This is a genomic window from Fibrivirga algicola, assembly GCF_011742925.1.
GTDB classification, from domain to species: Bacteria; Bacteroidota; Bacteroidia; order Cytophagales; family Spirosomataceae; genus Fibrella; species Fibrella algicola.
In genome coordinates this window covers 838,249-862,666 of the sequence record NZ_WAEL01000001.1, presented here as the reverse complement: position 1 = coordinate 862,666, position 24,418 = coordinate 838,249, and the positions used below count along the sequence as shown (strand labels likewise).

Annotated in this window: 15 protein-coding genes; 4 read left to right on the top strand and 11 right to left on the bottom strand. The window is 51.0% G+C overall.

Features of this window, described 5'->3' with window-relative positions; genetic code table 11:
* Positions 1-23 precede the first annotated feature (23 nt).
* On the top strand, positions 24-1,301 hold the full coding sequence (gene kynU / locus F7231_RS03475; RefSeq protein ID WP_085414675.1) for a kynureninase: 1,278 nt from the start codon (positions 24-26) through the stop codon (positions 1,299-1,301).
* Here the strand turns inward: kynU and F7231_RS03470 are convergent.
* From F7231_RS03470 to F7231_RS03450, 5 genes are all read right to left on the bottom strand, one after another.
* Positions 1,275-1,943 (bottom strand): TetR/AcrR family transcriptional regulator, encoded by a 669-nt coding sequence (locus F7231_RS03470; protein WP_085414676.1) that lies wholly within the window; start codon positions 1,941-1,943, stop codon positions 1,275-1,277. The genes kynU and F7231_RS03470 overlap by 27 nt on opposite strands.
* Before the next feature lie 89 nt (positions 1,944-2,032).
* Positions 2,033-2,965: a tRNA epoxyqueuosine(34) reductase QueG gene (gene queG, locus F7231_RS03465; protein WP_166690902.1), complete on the bottom strand. Its 933-nt coding sequence runs from the start codon at positions 2,963-2,965 to the stop codon at positions 2,033-2,035.
* A gap of 214 nt (positions 2,966-3,179) precedes the next feature.
* Positions 3,180-6,374, bottom strand: coding sequence for an efflux RND transporter permease subunit (locus tag F7231_RS03460; RefSeq protein ID WP_085414678.1), 3,195 nt, complete (start codon positions 6,372-6,374; stop codon positions 3,180-3,182).
* 177 nt (positions 6,375-6,551) lie between these two features.
* Complete coding sequence (locus F7231_RS03455; RefSeq protein WP_166690901.1) at positions 6,552-7,664, bottom strand: efflux RND transporter periplasmic adaptor subunit; 1,113 nt, start codon at positions 7,662-7,664, stop codon at positions 6,552-6,554.
* 18 nt (positions 7,665-7,682) lie between these two features.
* Positions 7,683-9,023, bottom strand: coding sequence for a TolC family protein (locus tag F7231_RS03450; protein WP_166690900.1), 1,341 nt, complete (start codon positions 9,021-9,023; stop codon positions 7,683-7,685).
* Between the two features lie 110 nt (positions 9,024-9,133).
* Between F7231_RS03450 and F7231_RS03445 the strand changes: the two genes are divergently transcribed.
* Entirely contained in the window at positions 9,134-9,670 is a 537-nt protein-coding gene (locus F7231_RS03445; protein WP_166690899.1) for a GNAT family N-acetyltransferase, read from the top strand.
* 446 nt (positions 9,671-10,116) lie between these two features.
* Complete coding sequence (locus F7231_RS03440; protein WP_166690898.1) at positions 10,117-12,048, top strand: hypothetical protein; 1,932 nt, start codon at positions 10,117-10,119, stop codon at positions 12,046-12,048.
* A 110-nt stretch (positions 12,049-12,158) separates the two neighbouring features.
* On the opposite strand, the gene F7231_RS03435 is transcribed toward F7231_RS03440, so the two are convergent.
* Entirely contained in the window at positions 12,159-13,151 is a 993-nt protein-coding gene (locus F7231_RS03435) for a transglutaminase domain-containing protein (RefSeq protein ID WP_166690897.1), read from the bottom strand.
* A gap of 32 nt (positions 13,152-13,183) precedes the next feature.
* On the opposite strand from F7231_RS03435, the gene F7231_RS03430 reads away from it, so the two are divergent.
* The gene (locus tag F7231_RS03430) at positions 13,184-13,684 is read left to right on the top strand and encodes a PPC domain-containing DNA-binding protein (protein ID WP_166690896.1); all 501 of its coding nucleotides are present in this window, start codon (positions 13,184-13,186) and stop codon (positions 13,682-13,684) included.
* 34 nt (positions 13,685-13,718) lie between these two features.
* On the opposite strand, the gene F7231_RS03425 is transcribed toward F7231_RS03430, so the two are convergent.
* From F7231_RS03425 to F7231_RS03405, 5 genes are all read right to left on the bottom strand, one after another.
* Positions 13,719-14,648, bottom strand: coding sequence for a S1/P1 nuclease (locus F7231_RS03425; protein WP_166690895.1), 930 nt, complete (start codon positions 14,646-14,648; stop codon positions 13,719-13,721).
* Positions 14,649-14,778: 130 nt separating this feature from the next.
* The gene (locus tag F7231_RS03420) at positions 14,779-15,714 is read right to left on the bottom strand and encodes a carbon-nitrogen hydrolase family protein (RefSeq protein WP_208295517.1); all 936 of its coding nucleotides are present in this window, start codon (positions 15,712-15,714) and stop codon (positions 14,779-14,781) included.
* Between the two features lie 55 nt (positions 15,715-15,769).
* Positions 15,770-16,750, bottom strand: a complete 981-nt coding sequence (locus F7231_RS03415; protein ID WP_085414687.1) for a YihY/virulence factor BrkB family protein — start codon at positions 16,748-16,750, stop codon at positions 15,770-15,772.
* A 997-nt stretch (positions 16,751-17,747) separates the two neighbouring features.
* Entirely contained in the window at positions 17,748-19,877 is a 2,130-nt protein-coding gene (locus tag F7231_RS03410) for an ATP-binding protein (RefSeq protein WP_166690894.1), read from the bottom strand.
* Between the two features lie 2,415 nt (positions 19,878-22,292).
* Positions 22,293-24,413, bottom strand: a complete 2,121-nt coding sequence (locus tag F7231_RS03405; RefSeq protein WP_166690893.1) for a hypothetical protein — start codon at positions 24,411-24,413, stop codon at positions 22,293-22,295.
* Between the last annotated feature and the right edge of the window lie 5 nt (positions 24,414-24,418).

Below are 24,418 nucleotides of genomic sequence, written 5' to 3'. Positions count from 1 at the left end.
GATTTCTGCGTTAACTTTCCGGCATGAACTTCATCAACGACCGCGCCTTCGCCCAGCAACTCGATCAGGCAGATCCACTCCGATCGTACCGCGACCAGTTCCATATTCCGCAACGAAACGGACAGCCGCTCATTTATTTCTGCGGTAATTCGCTTGGCCTGCAGCCCAAAGCGGCCCGCACCGCGCTTGACCACGAGTTGGCCATCTGGCAGAATCTGGCCGTTGAAGGCTGGTTCGAGCACGACGACACCCTACAGAACGAGCCGTGGCTGGCTATTCATGAGCGCAGTAAACCCGCGCTGGCCCATATCGTGGGCGGTACCGAAGCCGAGGTGTGCGCCATGAATAACTTGACCGTCAACATGCACCTGCTGCTGACCTCCTTCTACCAGCCCGACCAAACCTCGAAACGCACCAAACTGCTCACCATCAGCGGCGATTTTCCGTCTGACCAGTATGCGCTGGAAACTCACATTCGAAGTCGTGGTCTCGACCCGGCCGAGATACTCATTGAGGTGAGTCCGCGAGAGGGAGAAGAAACCTGGCAGATGGCCGACCTACTAGACGCCATAACTATTCACGGAGATGAACTAGCCTTAATACTCCTTAGCGGCGTCCATTACTATACAGGTCAGTTGTTTGACATGGCCACTATTGCCCGACTGGCGCAACACCACAATGTCCCCGTGGGGTTCGATCTGGCCCATGCAGTAGGCAACGTACCACTCCAGCTGCATAACTGGGGCGTCGATTTTGCCTTTTGGTGTTCTTATAAATACCTCAACTCAGGACCGGGTGGTGTGTCGGGCATCTTCGTTCACGAAAAACATCATGCATCGGCCAACGTACCCAGGCTGGCAGGCTGGTGGGGTTACGACCAGGCACGCCGGTTTGAGATGACAAAAGGTTTTGTACCTATGCCGGGGGCAGATGGGTGGCAGGTGAGTACGCCCACTGTGCTGGCTATGGCGGTGCACAATGCCGCCGTTCAGCTTACCGCCAGTGCTGGTATGGCAGCACTACGGCAAAAAAGCGAGCAACTTACCGCCTACCTGCATTTCCTGGTGGGTGATCAGGTACGTGTCATCACGCCCGCTGACCCCGCTCAACGCGGTTGTCAGCTCTCGTTGTTGATACCGTCGAACGGAAAAACAGTATTCGGGCAACTCACCGAAGAAGGAATCATTGGCGACTGGCGCGAACCAAACTGTATTCGACTGGCTCCCACGCCCTTATACAATACCTTCGAGGAGGTTTGGCAGGTAGGCAATGCATTACACCGGTTGCTGACTATCGGTTGACGCTTCTGCACCAGGCAGTGTGTCGCCAAGGCGTTCTTTGGCGGCGAGGCTAAGTCCGTAGAAAATTTGTTTCAACCCACGCTCAATTTCCTCCCATCCTTCGTCGGTACTTATATCAATACCCAGTGTCTTTCGTTTGTCCTGCCCCATTAACGTCAACTGGGTCATTCCACTCATCATGATAGCGGCAATACCACGACTGTCTGGGCTCTGTACAAGATCGCTTAACCTGGCTATGATTGTACGCTGCTGCTCCTCTTTTTGAGCAACAAATGGATTCAGCATGCCGGATTGATGAGTTAACAAGTCGTTTCGAAGAAATTCTTTTGCTTGGGGGTTTGCCCGTAGGAGACGGAATTCAGTCAGTATGTAGTTCAGACAAACAGTATAAAAATCATCTGTCGACACGCCAACCAACTCATCATAATCAATAGGGGGAGCAAATATCACCGGTTTATACTTTTCGTAATAAGCCGTAACGAGGCCTTCTAATCCACCAAAATAACGGTAAATCAAAATCTTGTTGACTTTAGCCCGTTGGGCTACTCGGTTAATTCGTACTTTATCAAATCCACCCTCGGTTATTAATTCATGGACCGCATCAATTAGTCGTTGCTCGGTTTGTATTCTATCGCGCGTCATATTGGGAAAGCCAATGTATCACTGAGCCTAATACGTTATAAATGCAGTGTTACTATAGCTAAACATAACAATAAGGTTAGTGTGTTCAATTATTTGTTTATAAAACGGGCATTTCTGACTAGCCCGTCGCGTTTGGTTCGTTTCAGAGGAGATCGCCTAAACAACTCACGGAAAAGCTCTTCGGTGATTTCTTCCCAGTCATTTTTTTTTATAGTAGCCAACTCAGGAGACAACTTAAAATCGGGCGTCTTGTGCGGTTTGGCAAAGCGATTCCAGGGGCAAACATCCTGACAGATGTCACAGCCAAAAACCCAGTTGTCGAATTTCCCTTTCACTTCCTGTGGAATGGCCTCTTTCAGCTCAATCGTATAATAGGAAATACAGCGGCTACCGTCTACTACATAGGGGGCTACAATAGCATCGGTCGGGCAAGCGTCGATACAGCGGGTGCAGGTACCGCAATGATCAGTGGTGGGGCCATCGGGGTCTAGTTCCAGATCGAGGATCAGTTCGCCGATGAAGAAGAAGCTGCCCATCTTCCGATTCAGCAGGTTCGAGTGCTTACCTACCCAACCCAGCCCCGATTTAGCGGCCCAGGCTTTATCCATCACGGGCGCGGAATCGACAAAAGCCCGGCCCCCTACTTCGCCAATCTCGGTGTGAATGAACGTGAGCAGGTCTTTCAGCTTGTCTTTCAGCACAAAGTGGTAATCGGTGCCGTAGGCGTATTTCGAGACTTTAAGGTGTTCGTCATCGTCGGGCAGCCGATTCTCCGGCTCATCGCCAGGGTAGTAATTCAGCAGCACCGATACCACCGATTTGGCATCGTCGACCAGCAGCCGGGGATCAAGCCGTTTATCGAAATGGTTGGCCATGTAGCCCATCTGCCCATGCATGTTGCGGGTTAGCCAGGCTTCCAGCCGGGGGGCCTCTTCAGCCAGGAAATCGGCTTTCGCGATACCACAGAAGTCGAATCCCAGTTCGAGGGCCTTTGCCTTTATCTTCTGTGCGTTGGTTAGCATACAGCTATAATGTTTCCCAATCGGTATAGGTTTCGACGAAGCGCAAATGAGCCACAAATACCGGCCTGCCAGCTCAACTGGTAGACTCCTGACCAAGGCCTATGGCTGACTATGTCGCTTGTCTGGCCAACGCCTAACTGGAACGTACCTGAACGAGCAACGCCCGGTCCTGTTTTATCAGTGGCCGGGCGTTGCTCGTTCAGGTACGTTCCAGTTAGGCGTTGGCCACCTGCGGTTCGTCACCTGGTTTTTCGGGCGAATCGTCTTTGCGTTTACGGAGCGCCTCGAGTCCCTTTTTGCCGTAGGCCAGCCTGGTGATTCCTATATAAAGTACGGGCACCACGAAAATTGCCAGCGTGGTAGCGGCCAGCATGCCACCCAGCACCGTACGCCCAATAGTTGCCCGGGCTACACCACCCGCGCCGGTAGCCAGCGCCAGCGGGAACACCCCCAGAATAAAGGCCAGCGAGGTCATCAGGATAGGGCGAAGCCGCAACCGCACCGCTTCCAGCGTCGATTCGAGTAGCTCCTCCCCTTTGTCGACACGCTCTTTGGCAAATTCAACAATCAAAATTGCGTTTTTCGCCGCCAGACCAATCAACGTAATCAGACCAATTTGCGCGTATACGTTGTTGGTCAGGTACGGAAATAAGGTTAGCGCCAGAATAGCCCCTAACGCACCGATAGGTACCGATAATAGTACCGAGAAGGGCACCGACCAGCTTTCGTAGAGCGCTGCCAGAAACAAGAACACAAAACCAACCGACAGCATGAAGATGTAGATCGAACTGCTCCCCGCGTTGATCTCTTCGCGACTTAAACCCGAGAAATCGTAGGCGTATCCCGTCGGCAACACCCTATCGGCCACTTCGCGCAACGCATCGTTAGCCTGGCTGCTACTAAAGCCAGGTTTTGCCGCGCCGTTCAGTTCCACCGACCGGAACAAGTTAAAGTGGGAGATCAGCGGGGCATTTTCAATCACGCTGGTTTGAATCAGCGCGCTCATCGGAACCAACTGCCCGGCCTGGTTTCTGACATAATACTGACCCAGATTCTTGATGTCGGTACGGTACATGGTGTCGGCCTGCGCTACCACCCGAAACTTACGTCCATAAATGATGAAGTCATTTACGTACTGGCTCCCCAGAAATGTCTGCATGGTTGTGTAAACCGAACTGACCGACACGCCTAGTTTTTTGCACTTATCCCGGTCGACATCCACCCGGTAGGCTGGGGATTTGGCGGTGAAGTAGGTGAAGATCCGACCAATCTCGGGGCGCTTGCTGGCCTCGGCGATGAAATTCTGGACTACCCCGTCGAAAGCCCGCACGTCGTCGTTGGTTTCTCGCTGCTGAATTTCGAACGTGAAACCCGACGACTGTCCGAGACCCGGGATGGCGGGCGGTTGCAACACCTGCGGTCGGGCGTCATTCAGGCCAGCCAGTGCCTGTTGGAGTTTCACCACCAGCGAATCGGCCTGCATGTTTCGTTCCTTTCGTTCTTCCCACGGCTTCAGTTGCATAAATACAGTACCGCTGTTCGATTTCGAAGCAAACGTCACGGCGTTCAAGCCCCCCAACGCGGCGAAGTGATTCACGTAGGGCTGCTTCTTCAAAATGTCCATGATCTGGTTCAGCACCTCCAGACTTCGGGTGGTCGAAGCCGCCTCCGGTATTTCGTAGGTGACAATCAACCGGCCTTCATCTTCCGTTGGAATAAAGCCGGTCGGTTTGGCGCGGAATAGCAGCCCGGTACCTATATAGAGTACCACTAACCCTACGATAACAAGCGGGGTGGCTTTGATCAGGCGGTTTACGCTATTCGAGTACGCGTTGGTAACCCGCTCGAACCATTGGTTGAACTTGTAGAAGAACTTGTTCAGGCCAGTCGATTTCTCATCGATATGCATCGGCTTCAGCATCAGCGTACAGAGCGCCGGCGTGAGCGACAGGGCCACAAACGCCGAGATCAGCACCGATACCGCAATGGTAATGGCAAACTGCTGGTACAATCGTCCGACGATGCCGGGAATAAAGCCAACGGGTACGAATACCGCCGCCAGAATCAGGGCAATAGCAATAACGGGGGCCGAAATCTCACGCATCGCCTCTCGGGTAGCCTCTTTCGGCGACTGCCCCTTGTCGAGATTTACCTGCACGGCTTCTACCACCACAATGGCATCATCGACCACAATACCAATGGCCAACACGAAGGCAAAGAGCGTCAACGTGTTGATGGTAAAGCCAAGCGGGACAAACAGAGCGAACGTACCCACGATCGATACCGGAATAGCCAGCAACGTGATGAGCGTAGCCCGCCAGCTTTGCAGAAAGAGGAATACGACCAGAATTACCAGCACCAGCGCCTCGAGCAGCGTTTTTACTACTTCGGAAATCGACACCTGAATAACTGACACCGACTCAAACGGCACTACATATTCAATGTCTTTCGGAAAGGTCTTTTTCAGGTTATCCATCGCCGCGTACACCCCTTTCGCTGTAGCCAGTGCGTTACTACCCGGCAACTGATATACGAGCAGATACGATGCCCGCTTTCCATCGACAAACGAGTTGCTGGCATACGAGAACTTACCCAGTTGCACCCGGGCCACATCTTCCAGCCGAACCAGTGAGCCCGAACCGGGATCGCTCCGAACGATGATTTTGCGGAACTCCTCTTCTTTACTCAACCGGCTGTTGGTAAACACGGAATATTCAAATGCCTGAGAACCGGGTTGCGGAGGAGCGCCGACTGAACCACCGGCCACCTGTAAGTTTTGCTCCTGCAACGCCGCCACCACCTGATCGGGGGTCATACCCAGTTGCGCCAGTCGGTCGGGTTTGAGCCAGATACGCATACTGAAGTCGTCGGCCCGGCTGAAGATATCCCCTACGCCAGGCACCCGCAGCAGCGCATCGCGGATATATATATTGGTATAGTTATCGAGGAACGACACGTTGTGCGTGCCCTTAGGCGAATAGATTGCGACCAGCATAAACAGTGACGGATTCCGCTTCCGTACAACTACACCCAGGCGCGTTACCTCCTGCGGTAGCTGTGGCTGGGCAATCCCTACGCGGTTCTGCACGTCGAGCGCCGCAATGTTCACGTCGGTGCCCACCTTGAAGGTCACGTTCATGCTCATGCGACCGTCATTGGTAGCGTTAGTCTGCACGTAGTCCATGCCGGGTGTACCATTCACCTGCGTTTCAATGGGCGTCGCTACTGTCTGCTCAACAGTTTGGGCATCGGCACCGGTATACGTACCTGTAACCTGCACCACGGGAGGCGTAATGTCGGGGTACTGGCTGACCGGAAGGCTAAGCAAGGCCAGTACGCCCAGCGCTACAATGACAATCGAGGCGACAATGGCGGTAACGGGCCGGTTTATGAATATGTCTGCAAACATGATTTTTTTGTTTCACCGAACGTTGACCGGTGCAATTGATACCTTGTCGGAGCAATCGTCCGGCAAGGCTATTTAGTTATTGTCACGGGCATGGCCCGGCGTAATTTGCGGCAACGAGCAACGTACCCGGATTAGGCGGAACAAGCACGTGCGCAGGCAAAGCCCAGTGTTTGTCATCTATTTCACTGACGCCTTTACCCTCGCTCCTTCCCGGATTTTCTGGGTGCCTTCGGTGACTACGATCTCGCCTTCGTTGAGGCCGGATTTAACAATCACTTTATCATTGATGCGGGCACCCAGCGTCAGCTTTTTCTGAGTCACCTTGCTGCTGTCGCCCACCACAAACACGAAGTACTCGCTCATTTGCTCGGTCACGGCCTGGTAAGGAATCAGCAGTTGTGACTGGCCGGTGTTGTTCTTCACGCGGATGTTTCCGTTGATACCTACCTTCAACTGCCGGGTTGGGTTCGGAAACGATACCCGAACGCGCAACGTACCTGTTTGCGGATCTACAGCCCGGTCGATAATACGCAACGTACCCGGATACTTATATACGGTACCATCGGTCAGTACGAATGTCAACACTGAGTCGCGGGCGATGTTGGGTTGTTTCTGAATAGCCAGGAAACGCGCAATCGTTGCTTCGTCGGCTTGAATATCAGCGGCAATCGGATTATCGGAAGAAATTGTGTTTAGCGGTACAGAGCCAGGGGCTACCGAAGCACCAAGACGTACCTGCGAGATCCCGATCGTACCGTCGAGCGGCGAATAGATCGTAGTGTATTTCAGGCTTGTGGCGACCTGCCGAATGTTAGCTTCGGCGGCAGCAACCTGCATCTGAGCGGCTTCGAGCGTAGCCGCCGCATTGTCAACGACCTGCCGGGCGATGGCGTCCTGTTGCGCCAGCGTGTTGTACCGGTTAGCATCTTTCTGAGCACGGTTAAGATTAGCCTTCTGCACATTCAGGTTAGCTACCGCCTGATCATAGCCCGCACGGTATTGCTGCGGATCAATTGTGTAGAGCTTTTGGCCTTTACGAACCACCTGCCCGTCCTGAAAGAATATACCGGTGATATTACCAGCCACCTGTGGTTGGATATCCACTTCCAGCAGAGCCGTTATTGTGGCCGGGAACTCATCATAGTAGGTAGCATTACCCCTGGTTGCCTTAATGGCCGTAACGGGAGTAGGTGGCGGTGGTGCCTGCGCCTTATCGTCTGTTTTGCCGCCACAGGCAGCAAGCAGACCAACAATACCGGCCAGAATCAGGGTGTTTATACTGTTTTTCATGTCGTTGAATTTGTGGACTTAGTAGGTGATTTGGCCAAGCGCGCGCTGCACATCCAGCTTACTGATGATGACGGAATATAGCGCGTTGAACACATTCAGCCGGGCGGTTTGCAAATCAGCCTGCGCAATGGTTACGTCTAGGTACGTTCGGATACCCGACCGGTATTGCAAGTCGACAATACGGTACACATCCTGGGCCAGGGTCTGATTCTCGCGCAGGGCTTCATACGTAGCCAGATTACCTTTATAGGTAGCCAGCGCCTGTGCATATTCGGCATCGACCGCGCTGGTCAGGCCAACCAGATCCCATTGCAATCGTTTTACCTGCAACTCGGCAAGGCGCGTTTGCTGAATACGCCGCCCTCCCTGAAAAATTGGAAAAATAACTGACAGGCCAATGAGCGAGTTAGGAAAGCTCTGGTTGTATAATTGGGGAAATACGTTGTTCTGATACAGCAAATTGTAATTGGCGTTGGCATTCACCGTGGGCAAATACGACCAGCGGTTGTAGCGTACGTTGGCCTCCAGTAACTGTCCCTGCGTTTCCAGCAGCTTGTACTCGATACGCGCTTTTGGATTGGCAAGCAGCGTGGTGTCCAGGAGTACGTCGTTCGCCAGTTGAAGTGTATCGTAAGTCAGGGTCAGCTGCGAGGTGGGTGGATACCCCATCAGTTGCTTCAGCACCTGTGCTTTTGCGCCTACCAGTTCCTGATACTGTTTTCGTTGCGCCAGGGTATTGTTCAGCGCAATTTTGGCCCGTTGCGGATCGGTCCGGTCAACGACACCACTCTGATATTGATTGTTGGCATCCTGCAGGCTGCGTTGCAGTCGGCCGATGTCTTCATTCAGAATCTCGATCTGCCGCTGGGTCAGAATGACATCATAGAACGCCTTACTAACATTTACGGTTACATCGATCTTATCATTAACCGTTGTCTGAGCAGCCTGTAATCGGTAGGTATCGGCCGTGCGGCTTGCGAGAAGCACGTCCCGATTGAATAAACTCTGACTGAGTGAAAAGGAAACAGTCGACGTATTTTGCGCTCCCAATGCCACCGGACGTCGTTCGCCCGTTGTCGCATCAGGAATGAGCGTGACGGGTAGTTTCAGGTAATGAAGCAGGTTATAGCTGCTATTGAGCTGCGGATACCAGGCCGCCAGCGCACTTTTCACCGTCCGGTCGGCCACCTCCTGATCGATCAGGCGTTGACGGATCGCCGGATTGTTAGCCAGTGCATACTGTATGCAATCGGTGAGGTAAACTGATTTCCCCTGCAAGTCGGGAGGCGTCTGACCGTGAGTGCGGACAGAAAATAAGATAATTAATCCTACACAAAATACAAAACAACTGATTTTCATAACGTTATGAGCAGCAATCACACTTCTTTTGATAGATAGTCAACAGAGTGTACTACCGAAAAAACTCCCCTAATTCGAATTTGTTTTGCACGAATAAGGACCTTTGTGTCATGTCCCAATCCGATTCATTACGCATTGAACCTGTGTACCCCACTCAGGCAGTCGACTTATCTGCGTTAATTCATCGTATCTACCCGCAGTACTTCACGTATCTCTGGGACGATGCCGGGGCCTGGTACCTCGACTACGCCTACAATTCATCGAAACTCAGGTCGGAACTGGACGATCCATCGGTGCGCTACTTTTGGGCCGTCTGGGATAGTCGGCGCATTGGCTATCTAAAACTGAACCTGGACAAGGCATTGCCCGCCACTCAGGAAGCAGGCGGCCTTGAAATTGAACGCATCTACCTGTTGCGTGAAGCCGCTAGCCAGGGAATAGGTACGTTACTCATCAACCACGCTGAGGCCGTTGCCCGTCAGTTACATAGACGTTATGTCTGGCTCCACGCCATGGACAGCAGTCACGAGTCGATGGCTTTTTATCGGAAACGGGGGTTCGAGCAGGTGGGCGAAACGGTATTACCTTTCGAGCAAATGAAGCCTGTTTATCGCCGAATGTGGCAGTTGAGAAAGCAGCTAGCCTGAACCCCACGCTCAGTAAGTTCAAACTAAATTGGGTATGAGACAGATATGCACCTCAATCAGCGTATATTTCTGCTCGCAGGGTGCCCCAAAAAATGGCGTGACTTTTGCCGGGGCTTATCTTCTCAAGCCTATTTGCCGGGTTTACGCTTCGCCAGACCCTTATTGGTACGTTGCCGGGCTCCATACTGTTTTGCGGGTTACCAGCGTAGTTTGGCTGGCAGGCAGGAAAGCCAATTAGAAGGGCTATTGTTTAGGTAAGTTTGCAAAAAAATATAATGCCTTGTAGTAGAGCATCTATACAGCCCATTACCAGTTCATTATGGATACGGTTATGGGTCAAAAGCAGCTTAACAATCAGACCGTTGCCTAAAATCTTTCGGTAAGTAAACCTTGATTTAAGTTAGTGTAGTTGTATTTTGCCAACGAAACAAAAATAAACTGTACGTATGCACAGACTTATCCGACTTATGGCGGGCGTTGCGTTCCTCTATGCGGGTACGGCGTCCACCTATGCACAGCAAGCCGACACTGTGCGCCGTAACCAGGCCACAGACCGCTATGCTCCGCGTGAGAGAATCTTCGATCTCGGGAAAAAGGGTTACACAGACACTGTCCAGCGGGCCAGTTTCAAAAATCAGTACGCCAACCTGACTGAACTGGAAGATTGCGACACAACTCTTCAAACGTTTGCCCTGGTACGCCGTATCTCGCCCTGGCGCATCGGTGCCTTTATTGGTCCGGCTTTCGCGTATTGCGGTAGCTTCGACGCCACGTTTGGTCCAAACAAGCGTGACAATTCCCTGTATAACGGTACAGGTATTAACACAACGTTCAATGCAGACTATTTCTTCTCTCGGCCTGAGCGTAAGCTCAAATTAGGTCTTAGCGCAGCATTAGGCTACCAGAACTTCTATACTCGGGATGTCTGGAAATCCGATTTTGTCAACCTGGCAGGTATTCGTGGCATCCCGGCTGACCGGGTATCTCTCCGCAACAAACCACAGGAAGACTTCTTCTTAACAATTGGTCCTGTTCTGTCGTGGGAAATCGGTCGTCGTAGAAACCCGATCACTACAGGTACGTTTATCGAAGCCGCCGTTCGCGGTGGTCTCTACCGGACCGAGTCAGCTTTCCTTGGTGCAACAGCCCCTTCAGGCCCAGCTCCTGCCGTTGAGCAGGTGATTCGAATCGTTGAACCAAGCAACAAGTTGATGCACCTTGGTGCCAACGCGTCATTAGGTATCTTCTTCCCACTGCGCAACAACTGGCACTTAGGCGTTCAGGCGCAGGGGTATTATACCAAGCTTGATTACCTGATCATCGATGGTGGTAATACCACACCGGCACTAGCCAACAACTTCTTTGATTTCCAGCGTTTACACGGTGGTTTCTCAGCCGGTGTTGCCGTACGGAAAGGGTTCATTCAGAAACGTCTGATCCCAAAAGCACCAACGTTCTGCCCTACTTGCGACTCTATCCCAGCGCTGACGCTGAGCTTCCGCAATACGCCACTCAACGGTCTGACGTTACTTGCTGACAGCATTCCTGATAACGTGTCTGCTCCTTCAATTAGCTGGAAAAGCACAACGCCTAACGCACGTAATGAAACGTTTACAGCTCGCCTGTATTACCGTGCCGACACGGCTACCACAACAGGTACGCCTGCTGGCGATCAGGTGATCGCTCAGGTTGTTGATACGAAAGACACGACGCTGACATTCCCATCGCAATACCTGCAGAATGGTAAGCCAACCCGTGGTTTCTACTACGTAACGGTTCACAACCACCAGACTGCGCCTTGCGGCGATTGTATGAGTGAAGTGGCTACGTCGAGCTTTGCCGTACTGGATGGCCCACGTGTGCCAACGAACCCACTAGCCGGTCCTTGCGAGTACCGTCACAAGCTGGAGCGTCTGGAAGTGTACTACCGCAACCCGTATACACGTGAAGTAGCGAATGTCTGCTACTGTAACGGTCAGATTACGTCGGTTGGCGACACAACGACTCGTCTGCGCTACCGTACGCTGAACCGTCGCCTGGCTAGTCAGCCGTTCGAGTTCGATACGACTACGCTGATTCTGAATCTGAACGAACTGCCTGGCGACCTGGCACGTACGCTACAGCAGGAGAAGTCGCAGATCGAAAGTGGCCGCGCTATCCGCTTCAAGAACCGTCGGGTACGCCCACAAGTACAGTACTTCCGCGCTGTGTTTAGTGTAACGCAACTCCCATGCAACGGTCAGCCAGAGCGTGTAGTTGGTCAGTTCAACACGATCATCAGCGACAACACCTACTCGATAACTGATCTTAAGCCGCTGACTCCTCAGCAGTATCAGAAACTGATCACGCCGCCTGCACCAGCAAGACGTCGTCGGTAGAGTAATCGATAATCTATAGTAATGCGAAAAGCCGGGTCAAACGATCCGGCTTTTTGCCTATTAATGAGTTGGTAATCAGTTTTCGTTTTTAGCCTGGCCAGCTGTACCTATTACATCACTGTAAATGAAGCAATGGCTGCGTACTGCTTGTAGCGTTCCGTTTTCCCCGATTTCTGTTTAGCAAATACATACAAGGTCTGGGTGCCACGGCGGGGTAGCGTAACATTCAGTTGGTAAGTGTCACCCGACCGGCTGACACTGTGTGGCACCTGCGAATGCGACGACCCGCCCCGGCTTCCGGCAGCACACCAGAACTCTACGTTTTCTTCATTGGTCAGGTTCAGCGTTACACCTCCATTGGCACGAAGCAGCCCTTGCTTCGGAAAATAAGGACTAAAGCCAAGGTTGAAGTAAGCATCATAGTACTTTGGAAAGCGGTCGAAATCCGGTTTACTAACCGCCCGCGACAACAACTGCCAGCGCGAGTCGGTCGGAAAGTGCTGAGAAATAAACGCTTGTGGGTCGGTCAGGAAGTAAAAGTCGTTACCCTGTCCTTTTTGAGCCGTAGTGCTGGCCCAAGTGATGTCGACCAGATACCAGTCCCCATCCAGCTTTACCGCATTCCACTCGTGGTCGACGCCACCGGTTGGTACACCCGCCTGCGAATCGGTGTAGCGGGCGTAGCCCTTCACCGTGGTGTTCTCTACGCCTGCCTGGGTGAGCAAGTGCTTATACAGCAACGCAAAGCCCGAACAGACCGCGCGCCGACTTTGCAAAATCCTGGTGGCGTACTGCACTTCCGATGTATAATGCCCACCCGTGTACACGCCTCCGTCGTATCGTACATGCGACACAATCCAGGCGTAGATCGACCGGGCTTTAGCCAGGTCTGACCGAGCGGGGGCTGTCAGGTACTCACTCAGGGATTTCAAACTCTTCGTATACGCCTCTGGTGTCCGTCGTGCATACGTATCAATCACCTCGTACTCCTGAGGTGCGGCGGTAATCAGGCTAACCGAGTTCGGTTGTAAATGGGGAGTCAGTGCCGTAGTGCCAGTCAGTAGAAGAGCGGCTACAATGGCAGGAAGGGTGTATTTTCGCATACCTCAAGTCAATCACACAACTAATAACCCGGATGCGCTTTCTTTTATTGTTTTCGCTCGTCAGCCAATTGTTCATGATACCCGACACCAACGCCCAGCAAAGCCCTGCCATCGGCGAACGATCACCGATGATTACTTACTCCTTTCGGTTACGCCCCGGTCAGGACTTGAAGGAAGAACTCGACAAAGTTGTTCGTGATCAGCGCATTGCCGCCGGTCTGGTGCTTACCTGCGTGGGTAGCCTGACCGATGCCTCCCTACGGCTGGCGAATCAGGAGAAGGCCGCCACGTACCTGGGGCATTTTGAAATTGTGTCGCTTGTAGGTACCCTATCCACCAAAGGCAGCCATGTTCACCTTTCTGTGTCCGACTCAACAGGGCGTACTATTGGCGGCCACCTCATGACTGGTAACAAAATATACACCACCGCTGAGATCGTCATTGGCATACTGCCTGACCTGCTTTACACCCGAGAGCCTGACCCTGCATTTGGGTACCGCGAACTGGTCATTCGTAAGCAGAAACGTAAATAAACGTACCTAAGCCACTGGTCCTCGCCCACTCTAATCACCGGCTCAGGTCGGCAGTTAGTTCATCGGCAAGCCGGTAACCAGCCAACGCTACCTGACGCTGGGCAATGGGTTTTACCGTGGCTACGTAGTCGGCAGGCAGCACGGTCCCCTCCTGATCGGTACCGGCGGTGAGTGTGTTGCTTCGGTAGGCATTGTCCTGTGCCAGCTGAAAACTCTCTTTCGACCAACTGGCAACGTCTGTTTTTCCCAGTTGAGGTAATCGATCGCGACTCACTGTCTGGCGGGCCAGTACCGCCAGATTCCGGGCCGACTGGAAATCATCTTCGCCCAGAAGCATACCATCCCAGAAGGAGTGCAGGTTGATGGTCTGGCTGCTCATCATCACTTTTATTTTAAATAGGTTACCACCCCGATCACCAGTTGGAAACTGACTGTCAACCAGCGCCGTAGCGTGCAACGGCTGGTGCACATCGCCGGTCAGGTGAAATAACCAGCACAGGGCGATTGCTTTGGCGCTATCAGGTGCGTTACTCCGTAGCACCTGCTTGTTTTGCTCAAAAGCCTGTAGAATAGTTTCGCCCGTTGCCAGGGTCGTGTCGGTACGGGCTATCCCCTCTTTCGGTGCGTATACGTAATTGATGTAATGCCAGGTCGGATGGTCGTAGGCATTGCCTCGTACATCATCGGCCCAACGGGCAGCCAGCATAAACAGGTACAGGTTCCGATCATCCTCAGACAGGCTGGCGTCGTTTAGTTTCGACGCCCAGCGCTGCTGGTACTCGGGATGCTGACGAAGAATAGCCACTACCCGCGCCAGCTCTTTCGGCGACGAAGCCTGCATTTCCTGGTAGGCAATGGCCCCCGTTGCCATGTGCGTGGCTTTATTCCAGGCAAACGTTGGCGTATAGGCAGCCGTGGCTAGCAAAAAACAGGCAGCTAAATAAATTGACGAAATACGGTTCATAGGTATATGCGTTGACAAAATTCCGTTGCCGTAGCCATTAGAGCAGGCTTATTACAGCAACGTACCCGCAAAAATAGCTGGATACACCCATCAATAACAGATCATAGGTTCACAAACATCTCGTCCGACGCTACACCTTAACCGTTTCGGGCTGATTAACCACGGCTAGCTGAAACACGTCAGGGCGCGCATAATGCCCTACGCAATCAAAATCCAGCTTGCTTTTTATCAGGTCTTCAAAATTCAGCTCGGCCGTTAATAGCCCTTCCTGATCCCACAGTGGGCCAGCTAGAATATCGCCCATCGGCGAGATGATCACACTCCCACCCCGGCTCATCACTTTGGGTTCATCCACCAATTCGGCCTGGTAACGCTCGGGGTAGTGCGCTTTTGTCACATATTGATTGCTGGACAATACAAAGCAACGGCCTTCCAATGCCACATGTTGCATTGTCGATTGCCAGGCCGGACGGGCATCGGCAGTGGGAGCCAGATAAATCTCTACACCCTTCTGGTACATGGCCGTTCGGGCAAGCGGCATATAGTTTTCCCAACAAATGAGCCCGCCCAACGTACCCAGTTCCGTATCGAAGCTGACCAGTGAATCGCCGTCGCTCTGGCCCCAGATGAACCGTTCGAGGCCGGTCGGTTTCAGCTTGCGGTGTTTGCCCAGCAACGTACCATCCTTACCAAAATAGAGAAGGCTGCAATGCAGTGAGCCACCAACGGATTCACGCTCGGTTACACCCAGGCCAACGAACAGACCCGCCTTTTTGATGGCTTCGCTGATCCGCTGCATTTCGGGCGACCCAACCTCTATACTGTTAGTCCAATAGTCGAGCCACATGGCCCGTCCTTTATCCGAACGTCGCCCAATTACGGCGTCGAATCGTAAGCCACGGGGGTAGCAGGGGATAAATGTCTCCGGAAAAAGCAACAACTGACAACCTTCTTCGACTCCTTTTTCAATCCAGGACAAAACTAAATCGACGCTTTTCTGGAGCTCAAAGAGAGCGGGCGTAGCCTGAACGACGCCGACTTTTACAGTTTTGGGGGGCAGTTGCATTCCGAAAAATACGACGAATGGCCTGTAGTACCCAACTTAGAGGCGGCGTTACCAGTTACTGACTCGCCTGCTCTACCTTCTGGTCCAGTGGAATCGTTTTCACGTCTCGCTCCCGCTCGGTTTGCTCTACGTAAACGGCATGCTCAGCAGGTTCTATCCGTATACCAAAATGGTTGGCATACGCCTGCGTGAATTCGGCCCCAAAGTAGAGAATAGCAGCGGTGTAATAAATCCAGGTCAGCACCACAATCAGCGAACCCGCCGCACCATATGCTGAACTCGTACCGGTGGTATCGATGTATAGGCCAATCACGTATCGCCCCAGCATAAACAGCAGAGCGGTAAATAAAGAACCCCACCGCACATCTTTCCAGCCAATTTTAGCATCGGGCAGCACTTTAAAAATTACCGCAAATAGCACCGTAATGACGGTTGTACTGATCATAAAGTTGATGCCACTAATGAGGTACACGCTAAGGCCGGGCAAGAAACGGCCCAGTTGCGCCCCAAGTGCCATTATAAGGCCATTGACTAACAGCGACACTAGTAGCAAGAACCCGAGGCTCACGATAAGCGATGACGACAGCAAGCGATCTTTGATAAGTTTCAGCCAGCCTTTTTCAGGTTTGGCCTTAACCCGCCAGATCAGGTTGATGGAATCCTGAATCTCAACGAATATGGAAGTGGCACCAATCAGTAACGTACCTATGCTGATAAACAGGGCCGTGTTTGTTTTCCCAGACAGCCCCACATTCTTGATCATATCCTGAATCTGTTTGGCTGCTTCGTTACCAACCAGCCCGTTGATCTGTTTGAAAATCTCGCCCTGAATCGCCTCTTCACCCAGAAAAATGCTAGCCAGCGACATGATGAGCACGAGAAGCGGAGCCAGCGAAAAGATAGTATAGTATGCCAGAGCGGCGCTTAGTTTCAAGCCCCGGTCGTCCATAAAGCTATTGCCTGCATCACGCAATACAATCCATGCGTTTGCAAAAAAGCTTTTGTCTGAGTGATCGTCCTTCTGTTGAGTCTTCATCTATGTAGCGAAGTATCGTACAAAGCAGTATATAGTCAGATGGGCGTAGGCGTTTCAACGTACGCCCATGCGACTCCTACACCTTAGGCTACAATGCCTCTTGTCAATGAGATAACCAAACCCACACAAAGTTGTTATCCTTGGCTTGGCTCAAAAAGGCATAACTTTAAGAACCCGTCAAACTTAGCTTTCTTCGCGATACAGTCTAATTGCCAAGTAAATTCTTGAGTAAGCATTTGTGGGGTGCTGAAGCAACATTTTGTATGTTTAACTGCTTACTCGGATCACTCTCTAAAGAAGCGTTTAAAGAGAATTTATAGGATCTATAAAACTGTATATCTCTGAAATAGCTTGACAGATTCAACGCTCTTCAGATTAATAAAATCTGAATGTCTACAGACCCATCTAAAATGGATTAGCTCGCTCCAAAACGTACACACCAAAACAGCTCTGCTAGCCAACAACCTATCGATTTGACGCGAGCTTAAGCAGTAGACAGCCGGTTGGGTCCTGTGCGCATCGAACAGAAAACGCTTCTCAGTCTGTTTATAGCCGTTGGCTAACCGATTCAAAACCGGTTTAGTCGTCCATAAACCGGTTACATACTAGTTATTACCTACGGTTCATCTACGACCAGCGCTCTTGGAATTTAAACCTAGCTGGTTCACGGCTAGTAAGGCCAAGACCTACCCATGAAGCAAGACAGGTAAGGGGGCGGGTAGGCTTCACTGGCCTGGATTGACGGAAGTCTAATTACCGAGTGTATGGGCTGAAAGGATGGCTACCCGGCAAAACGGAAGGATTAACTAGTGTAGGCTACGGCTAGTAGTTGATTGTCAGTAAGCGATGCCCCTTACCCAAACGTTCAGCGAAAGAAGCAAACAAACAGTGATCTTACTGTCTCATGCCAGCGCTTTAGTCGAGAAGTATCGTTTGAAGCGTACCTCCTAAAAAGCCTCCGACCAAATCACCAAAATCCCCTTTTAACCCAGCGATCCTAGCCGGGTAAGTAAACACTAAATATGGCTCCCTGACCGAGCTGGCTCGTGGCCGTGATAGCCCCCCCGTGATTGGTCACCACCTTCTCACAAATGGCCAGCCCGATACCTGTGCCGGCAAACTCGTTTTTGCCGTGCAGGCGCTGAAAGACCTGGAAGATGCGATCCAAATATTTAGCGTCGAAACCCACCCCATTGTCCATCACATCGATCCGGTGGTAGTGGATCGCCACACGGCTGGGATTCACCCCAGCCGGTAAGTCGACAGATTCCACTTGTTGCGCCCAAACCCGAATGAGGGGGGGGGTATCGGCCTGACGAAACTTAAGCGCGTTACTCAGCAGATTCTGGAACAGCTGGCCTAGTTGGGAGGCATCACCAGGTAGCGTAGGTAGCGGCCCCACCTGAATCTGAGCGCCAGTTTGCTGAATCGTCCAGTCCAATGTATTGAGCACGGTGGCGACAATAGTCTGCAGCGAGACGGGGGCACTCTCGTCCCGCTGGTTGGAAATACGCGAGTAATTCAGCAAGTCCCGAATCAGCGTCGACATCCGAGAGGCCGCCGTCTGCATCCGCTCCAGATATATGAATGCTTGGCTGGTTGAATCCGTATAATCCGTTTTCAAAAGATCACCAAACTGCTGAATTTTGCGCAAGGGTTCTTGTAAATCGTGGCTGGCGATGTAGGCAAAGGTTTGCAGGTTGGCATTCGAGCGAACCAGCAGGCCATTGGCTTCGGCTAAGGCCTGGTTCTTAATCGCCATTTCGTGGTTAGCCGCCGCCAACTCGCCTGTGCGCTGTTGCACCTGACTTTCCAAATTCGCTGACAACTGCCGAAGCTGCTCCTCGCTTTGGCTTAGGGCATGCTCAGCGCGGGCCCGTTCCAGGGCCATCCAGGTGCGTTCCGCCGTTTCCTGAACCAGTTCCACTTCATACGGCCTCCAGGAGCGAGCCTGACTACTATATACCGTCAGGGTGGCGACCCACCGCTGTTGCTTAACCAGCGGAACAGCGATGTAAGCTTTAATTTGAGCGCCTAGCCATACCGCTTGTTCGGCCAACGTATGGACGGGATCCAGGGCCACATCGGCAACCACCTGCACCTGACCGGCCTGGTAAGAAGCAGCCGGTTTTACCCCAAAGGTCATCAAGCGAAACACATCCACCCCTACTGGCTGATGGCTGCCATGGCCTCGGTGCATGACCATCTCTTGCCCAATCATCTGGCCAAACTGGACCTGGGTATTAACCAGGTATTTCTCCAGCAACCGGACGGCGGTCGTTTCGATCTCAATCGAATCCGCTAAGGCATGAAGCGCATCACTTAGGGCGAGTAAAAAGGCCTGTTTCTCCTGGCTCTGACGTAGCGCTGTTGTCATCTCATATTCAGCCGTTACGTCCAGGTTTGTTCCCATCAGCTCCACGGGGCGTCCCGTCCGGTCGGCTACCACATGGAAACGGGAGCGAATATGATGGACGCTTTGATCCGGATGGATGACCCGATAACTAAGGCCAAAGGGTACTCCTTCAGCGATACCGGCCAGTACGTCGGCTTCCGTGCGGGTCAAATCGTCGGGATGAATACTGGCCATCTGGGCCTGGGCGACATTGGCTAGATAACCGGGGGCCAGCCCAATAAGCTCAGCTCCCCGGGCATCCAAGTACCCCTCATTGGTGAGCAGGTTCCAACTCCAGGTACCTAGTTGAGCCACATCCAGGGCCAGTTGTAGGCGGGTTTTACTTTGTTGCTGGGATTCCAAGGCCTGTCGGCGGGCGGTGATGTCGTTGTATTGGACCGCAAACTGGTCATTCCCATAAAAAAAGGCTGTCAGTTCCAACCGGCAGTCCAACCCAGGAATGAACTGCTCAACGCGAATCGTTTGCCCGCTATTCATGACCTGCTGGTAGGTATCAAACCATGCTGGCTCAAGACCCGTAAATACATCCCGAGCGGCTTTACCAACGGCCTCTACAGGACTGATACCGGTGATTTTTTCAAACGCCGAGTTCAGCTCCAGGAATCGGCAATCGACCATTTTTCCGGTTTGATCCCGAATGGCTTGACAAAGGGCAAAGCCAGTGTCTATCGTTTCAAAGGGTTGGCCGTCTTCTTGGTGTAACTGGTCCAAGCCTTGCGAGTTGTCTCCAAGCTGATGGCTAGGGGCTGAATCAGTAGGCTCAGCGAGCTGCTGTTTACTCATGTTGATCGGAGAAGGGCACCTGATATCATCCTTAAGCGAAGCCAAAGTTATGCTTAATTGCCTATTTATCTCAAGGAGGTAACTTTAGATTGTCGAGGAGTAAGCAGGCTGGCTTAGCAGCTCAAAAAACGCCCCCTCTATCGCTTAATTACGATAACTTGTTAAAGCTGATACTGGTGTTTTGAGGGAGCGTATGCTACGGCTAGTAGTTGACAGTTGTTGAAACAAGCAGTGCCTTAAAATACCCGCTCACAATCAGCATCTCCTTTTCAGTCTCTGATTGAGTTAGTGATCCACACGATGGGTGTTTAACTACTCGCTTCCTGATTGTCAAGTGACTGCGACGTTTCACATAACCTGCTGAACACACGAAATTTGCACTATCCCTGGATGGGTTATGGACGAATTGTTATGTTAATGAACTATTCCGAGATATAGCCGATGACATCCCTCAGGCTAGGTTTTCTCGTCCGTAAAAGAGTCTACAGTGTGTTCGCCTGTTCAAGCGTTTTTGAGGCATGCGGCTTACTTACCGCAACTGCGGAGCTAATTGACAAACTCGTTAGCCAGCCATACCCTAAATTTCGTGCAGCTTTGGGGTATGGCCCATCCCCTTACTAATAATTTTCGTACACGAACCGTGTAGTTTGACCGCGTAAATATCTCTCCACTAGAAGGCCATCCTGGTAGGTGTTGGTTGTCACATAAGTTTCGGTGTAAGCATCCGAAGGGTAGGGGCCGGTAAGTTGATCGGATATCGAGTATGTATCAAGAACAAAATTGTTAGGACTGTTACTAGCCCCTCCCCCTCCGAAGAGTCGATACACTACACTTGGTATGCTATAGTACGGATTAGCTCCCTGGTCATAGACATAAGTAGCTTTTCTCCGAGACGAAACGGGTGGAGTTGGCCTACGGGCGTCAATTAAGGTTTGTACAACAGTTGTGATGTTATTCCTAGCGTCAAACTCATATATATACGTGTTGGTCGACGATAAACTGCCATTGGCGTAAGATTCAGAGATTTGACTAGAGACCCGATTTTGGGAATCGTAAAGGAAGGTCGTGATAGATTCGCCATTTGAGGTAGCTCCGCTACTGTGCGATATGGTCTTTATGCGCCCCATGGCGTCATACTGATATTGATAGGTGAATGCTAATCCAGAGATGACACCAGGCTCATCGGTGATTACTTCTTTATCCAGCCGTCCCTGATTGTCATAGGTAATCACAGAGCTCGTTCGAAGTATTTTGACATTATTCACCTGCCCTCCCATTGCTGTTCTCACCAAACGCCCTGATCCGTCATAGGTGAACTCAGTTATATCGGTACCTGATGAAATGCTCTTCAATCGCGTCTTGTAGGGGTTGATTACAGGGAGACCCCGGTGGTCAAGGCAGGAGAAGAGGTTTACGCAGATGCAAAGCAGCAGCAACGGTTTTAGTAAAGAATTCATAAATTGTTGGAGGAAATGATGTGTACAAGTCTACCCGTTATTAGGTATACTCCACTAAAGATATAGACTCAGATAATTATCATCGACGGTCCATAATTAATCTTTATTGATTGGCCGAACAGCTACAGTTTTAGAGTTGGACATTATGCCATTGACTAATGAGGTACGTTCTTGGCTATACGCAAGTCTAGTGGTAGACTTACGGGGCATGCTATCACTCAAATGTGAGGTAAAAAGTGCTTGTTGGTTTACTAGATTATCAGGCAATACTTAACGACCTTTTACTCCAGTAGGAGTTGGGCAGATCAATACCCTAAAGTGGGTTAATTTCCCCTTATCTAATAGTTTAAATAGGTTCTATGAAGGGTGTTAGATGCTCCTATTCATGCAAATGGCTTGAGCAGGGTCTGGCTGACAGGCTAAACACTTGATAGTGAGTGGCTTTTTTGTTGTTGTGCAATGTACCTGTGGACAGATTAACGTGATTATTATCAAGCTATTCTAGGGAGACGCACTGTATAAAGCCAGCTATGTTAACATAGACGGATTCAGTAAGCGGGATAGCTCTTCGAACTACACGCAACTGGCTGCGACTCGTGTATGCTGTCTCAAAAAACGAGCGTATTTGCGAGACAATGATTGGTCATAAGGATCTCTGTCAATCACTTTTCACAATAAGCTCATTCCTTTTTCTTACAGGCTCAAATTGGTATTTACTCCCGGCTTCTCTACAAGCTCTAGTTGGCAAATTAGAGACATTAATTTTTAATATCTGTCAAACGCCATCAGTCGCGTACGACCAGGAGACTTTTATAATAAGCTCACTTGACTGTTACATGGTTAGTCAATAAGGTAATCGTACTGAAGAAATAACCAACTAGTCCACTTACTGAAGTTTGCCCTGATCGATTTTAGCGGTCACCCCTTCGCCCTTTTTCAGTTGTATTCGCTTTTCTCCTAGCGTGAACTGGCAATCTTTCCAGGCCATAATCAGTAAATTAGCCGTTTTTCCGTTGATCGTACCGTTTACCCTCACGCCCAATACCGAATGAATGTTCGTAAAGGAAACAGGGCCTTTCCAGGGATTACATTTCGCGATTTCCAGCTTCGTAAACCAATCGTCGACCAGGTTGGCCAATAACGATTGAACCACTAAGCCATTGGTGATGGAATAGAACGATTCGGTGTGGGCGCGGCTCGTTTCGTAAAGCTGAATCCATTCGGCATCAACATAATCTGATTTGGTCAGGTTGGCCCAATCGGTTTGCCATCCGCTTACATCACCCATTCTAGAGCCTGCTAAGAGAAACTCGCCCAGCGTCCAGCCAAAGAAATACGGCTTGTTGGCATCCAGTGTAATCGAATACCGTTTTTGGTAAGCCATCGAATCAGGCCTGGTAACGCGCTCATTCACCGGCAGGAAAGCCAAGGCATTCAACTGAACTGGGTGTTTTTGGCCACCTGTAGGTTCATTTATCAAGCCTTTATTGGCCTGATAAAACCCGTCACCAGACAGTAAGGTAGGGAAAGCAAGACCATCGGCGAGTATTGATTTATAGGCATTATCTGAATCTAGCTTGTATTCTACTGCCTTTTGAAAACAGTACTTCGCACTGTACAGCGCATCCAGATAATCTGTCTGATTAAAGCCTCCTTTTTCGTCCTGCCCCATCGATGGGTTTACGAATAAATGCCAAAACCCGTCAGGTCCTTTTTTTGAGATACTTCGGTAAAATAAGGCTGTCTGCCTGATGAGTTCAACCACATTTTTCCTGGTCCAATTACTGTCATTCACGTATGTATCTGTTTCGCAAGCCATGCGACACAAATAGCCGGAATTGTGAATCTCGAAATAAAACTTGTTAGGTGTAGCGGGGTCGTGATAGCCGGCAAACGAACCGTACGGAAACGTCCAGGGCGCACAGATTCCGTCGACGCCGTAGAAACGCCTGGTGTAACTTTTCATCCCCTCAATGTTAGCAGCAAAGTGTTCGATCCACGATTTGGCGATGGGTAAGTTGCCGCTTTTTAACAAGACGGAATGGATAAACGATAAGTCTTGTGGAAAGGCGAAAGGCCAGCCGTTTCCGGTGAAACCCATCGGCGGAGAGAACCCCTTTTTATCCTCGTTGTACGTCGACAGGATCAGTGCCATGGAGCTAACCCACAACCGTTGTGCCTGCTTGTCGGGCAACATCAAATTGCTGCTGTTGGTCCAGGTACGTTGCCACCATTGGGCGGATCTGTTTTTCGACGTTTCCGGTGAGACGTCAACCGGCTTATTGTAAGATAGTTGAATGGCATTTTTGCCCGAACGAAGCGTAAGCACAAGTTGATTGTCCTTGATGCGAACCTGGCAGGTAGTCGACAGAAAAACGGATGACTTTTTACCCAGGCAGTCAAGCTGAATCTCAATAGAATTCTGATGCTGAACGAGGGCTACTTTTTGGGCAATCTGCTGACTGTAGTGTACAGTAAGTAATTCAAGCGGCTCAATAACGACCGCTGAAGTTTGCCCCGTGAGATCGATCGCTATTCCCGATAAGTCCCTGTCAACTGCATCAAACCAGGTTTCTACAGACAGTTTCCCCAGCGATGTCTCAAAGCGCGTCTCTACCGTTCCCTGATAAAAGACCTGATGCTGTACGTAGTTCCTGATTGCCTTGGGCTCATCCTGCCAGTAAATTTTTAGCAGCGGTACTAAATAATCAGCGTTGAATTTGCCACGTACCCAATGGTCGATATGCATGTATTGCGTCTTGCCATACCGGTTGGTCGTAGTCTGGTTGTGCGGATTATTATGCAATCCCAATGAACCATAAGAGCTACCAAAACGACCGTTTCCCTGATAGAGGTTGATGTTGGCCGTATCGCTATAGGCTGTTCGGATAATATCACCGGCACTAATTGCTTTTTTTACCTGACTCGTCGCCGTTTGCCCTACGCAAGTAGTGTTTGTGGTCGGTAGCAAACTGATAATGAGTACAAAAAACAGTACGTATTTCATGATTC

Excerpts from the sequence above, each read along its gene's own strand:
- F7231_RS03425 (WP_166690895.1), bottom strand. The coding sequence starts at position 14,648 with ATGAACCGTATTTCGTCAATTTATTTAGCTGCCTGTTTTTTGCTAGCC.
- F7231_RS03460 (WP_085414678.1), bottom strand. The coding sequence starts at position 6,374 with ATGTTTGCAGACATATTCATAAACCGGCCCGTTACCGCCATTGTCGCC.
- F7231_RS03415 (WP_085414687.1), bottom strand. The coding sequence starts at position 16,750 with ATGAAGACTCAACAGAAGGACGATCACTCAGACAAAAGCTTTTTTGCA.
- queG (WP_166690902.1), bottom strand. The coding sequence starts at position 2,965 with ATGCTAACCAACGCACAGAAGATAAAGGCAAAGGCCCTCGAACTGGGA.
- kynU (WP_085414675.1), top strand. The coding sequence starts at position 24 with ATGAACTTCATCAACGACCGCGCCTTCGCCCAGCAACTCGATCAGGCA.
- F7231_RS03440 (WP_166690898.1), top strand. The coding sequence starts at position 10,117 with ATGCACAGACTTATCCGACTTATGGCGGGCGTTGCGTTCCTCTATGCG.
- F7231_RS03455 (WP_166690901.1), bottom strand. The coding sequence starts at position 7,664 with ATGAAAAACAGTATAAACACCCTGATTCTGGCCGGTATTGTTGGTCTG.
- F7231_RS03420 (WP_208295517.1), bottom strand. The coding sequence starts at position 15,714 with ATGCAACTGCCCCCCAAAACTGTAAAAGTCGGCGTCGTTCAGGCTACG.
- F7231_RS03445 (WP_166690899.1), top strand. The coding sequence starts at position 9,134 with ATGTCCCAATCCGATTCATTACGCATTGAACCTGTGTACCCCACTCAG.
- F7231_RS03450 (WP_166690900.1), bottom strand. The coding sequence starts at position 9,023 with ATGAAAATCAGTTGTTTTGTATTTTGTGTAGGATTAATTATCTTATTT.
- F7231_RS03430 (WP_166690896.1), top strand. The coding sequence starts at position 13,184 with ATGCGCTTTCTTTTATTGTTTTCGCTCGTCAGCCAATTGTTCATGATA.
- F7231_RS03470 (WP_085414676.1), bottom strand. The coding sequence starts at position 1,943 with ATGACGCGCGATAGAATACAAACCGAGCAACGACTAATTGATGCGGTC.
- F7231_RS03435 (WP_166690897.1), bottom strand. The coding sequence starts at position 13,151 with ATGCGAAAATACACCCTTCCTGCCATTGTAGCCGCTCTTCTACTGACT.
- F7231_RS03405 (WP_166690893.1), bottom strand. The coding sequence starts at position 24,413 with ATGAAATACGTACTGTTTTTTGTACTCATTATCAGTTTGCTACCGACC.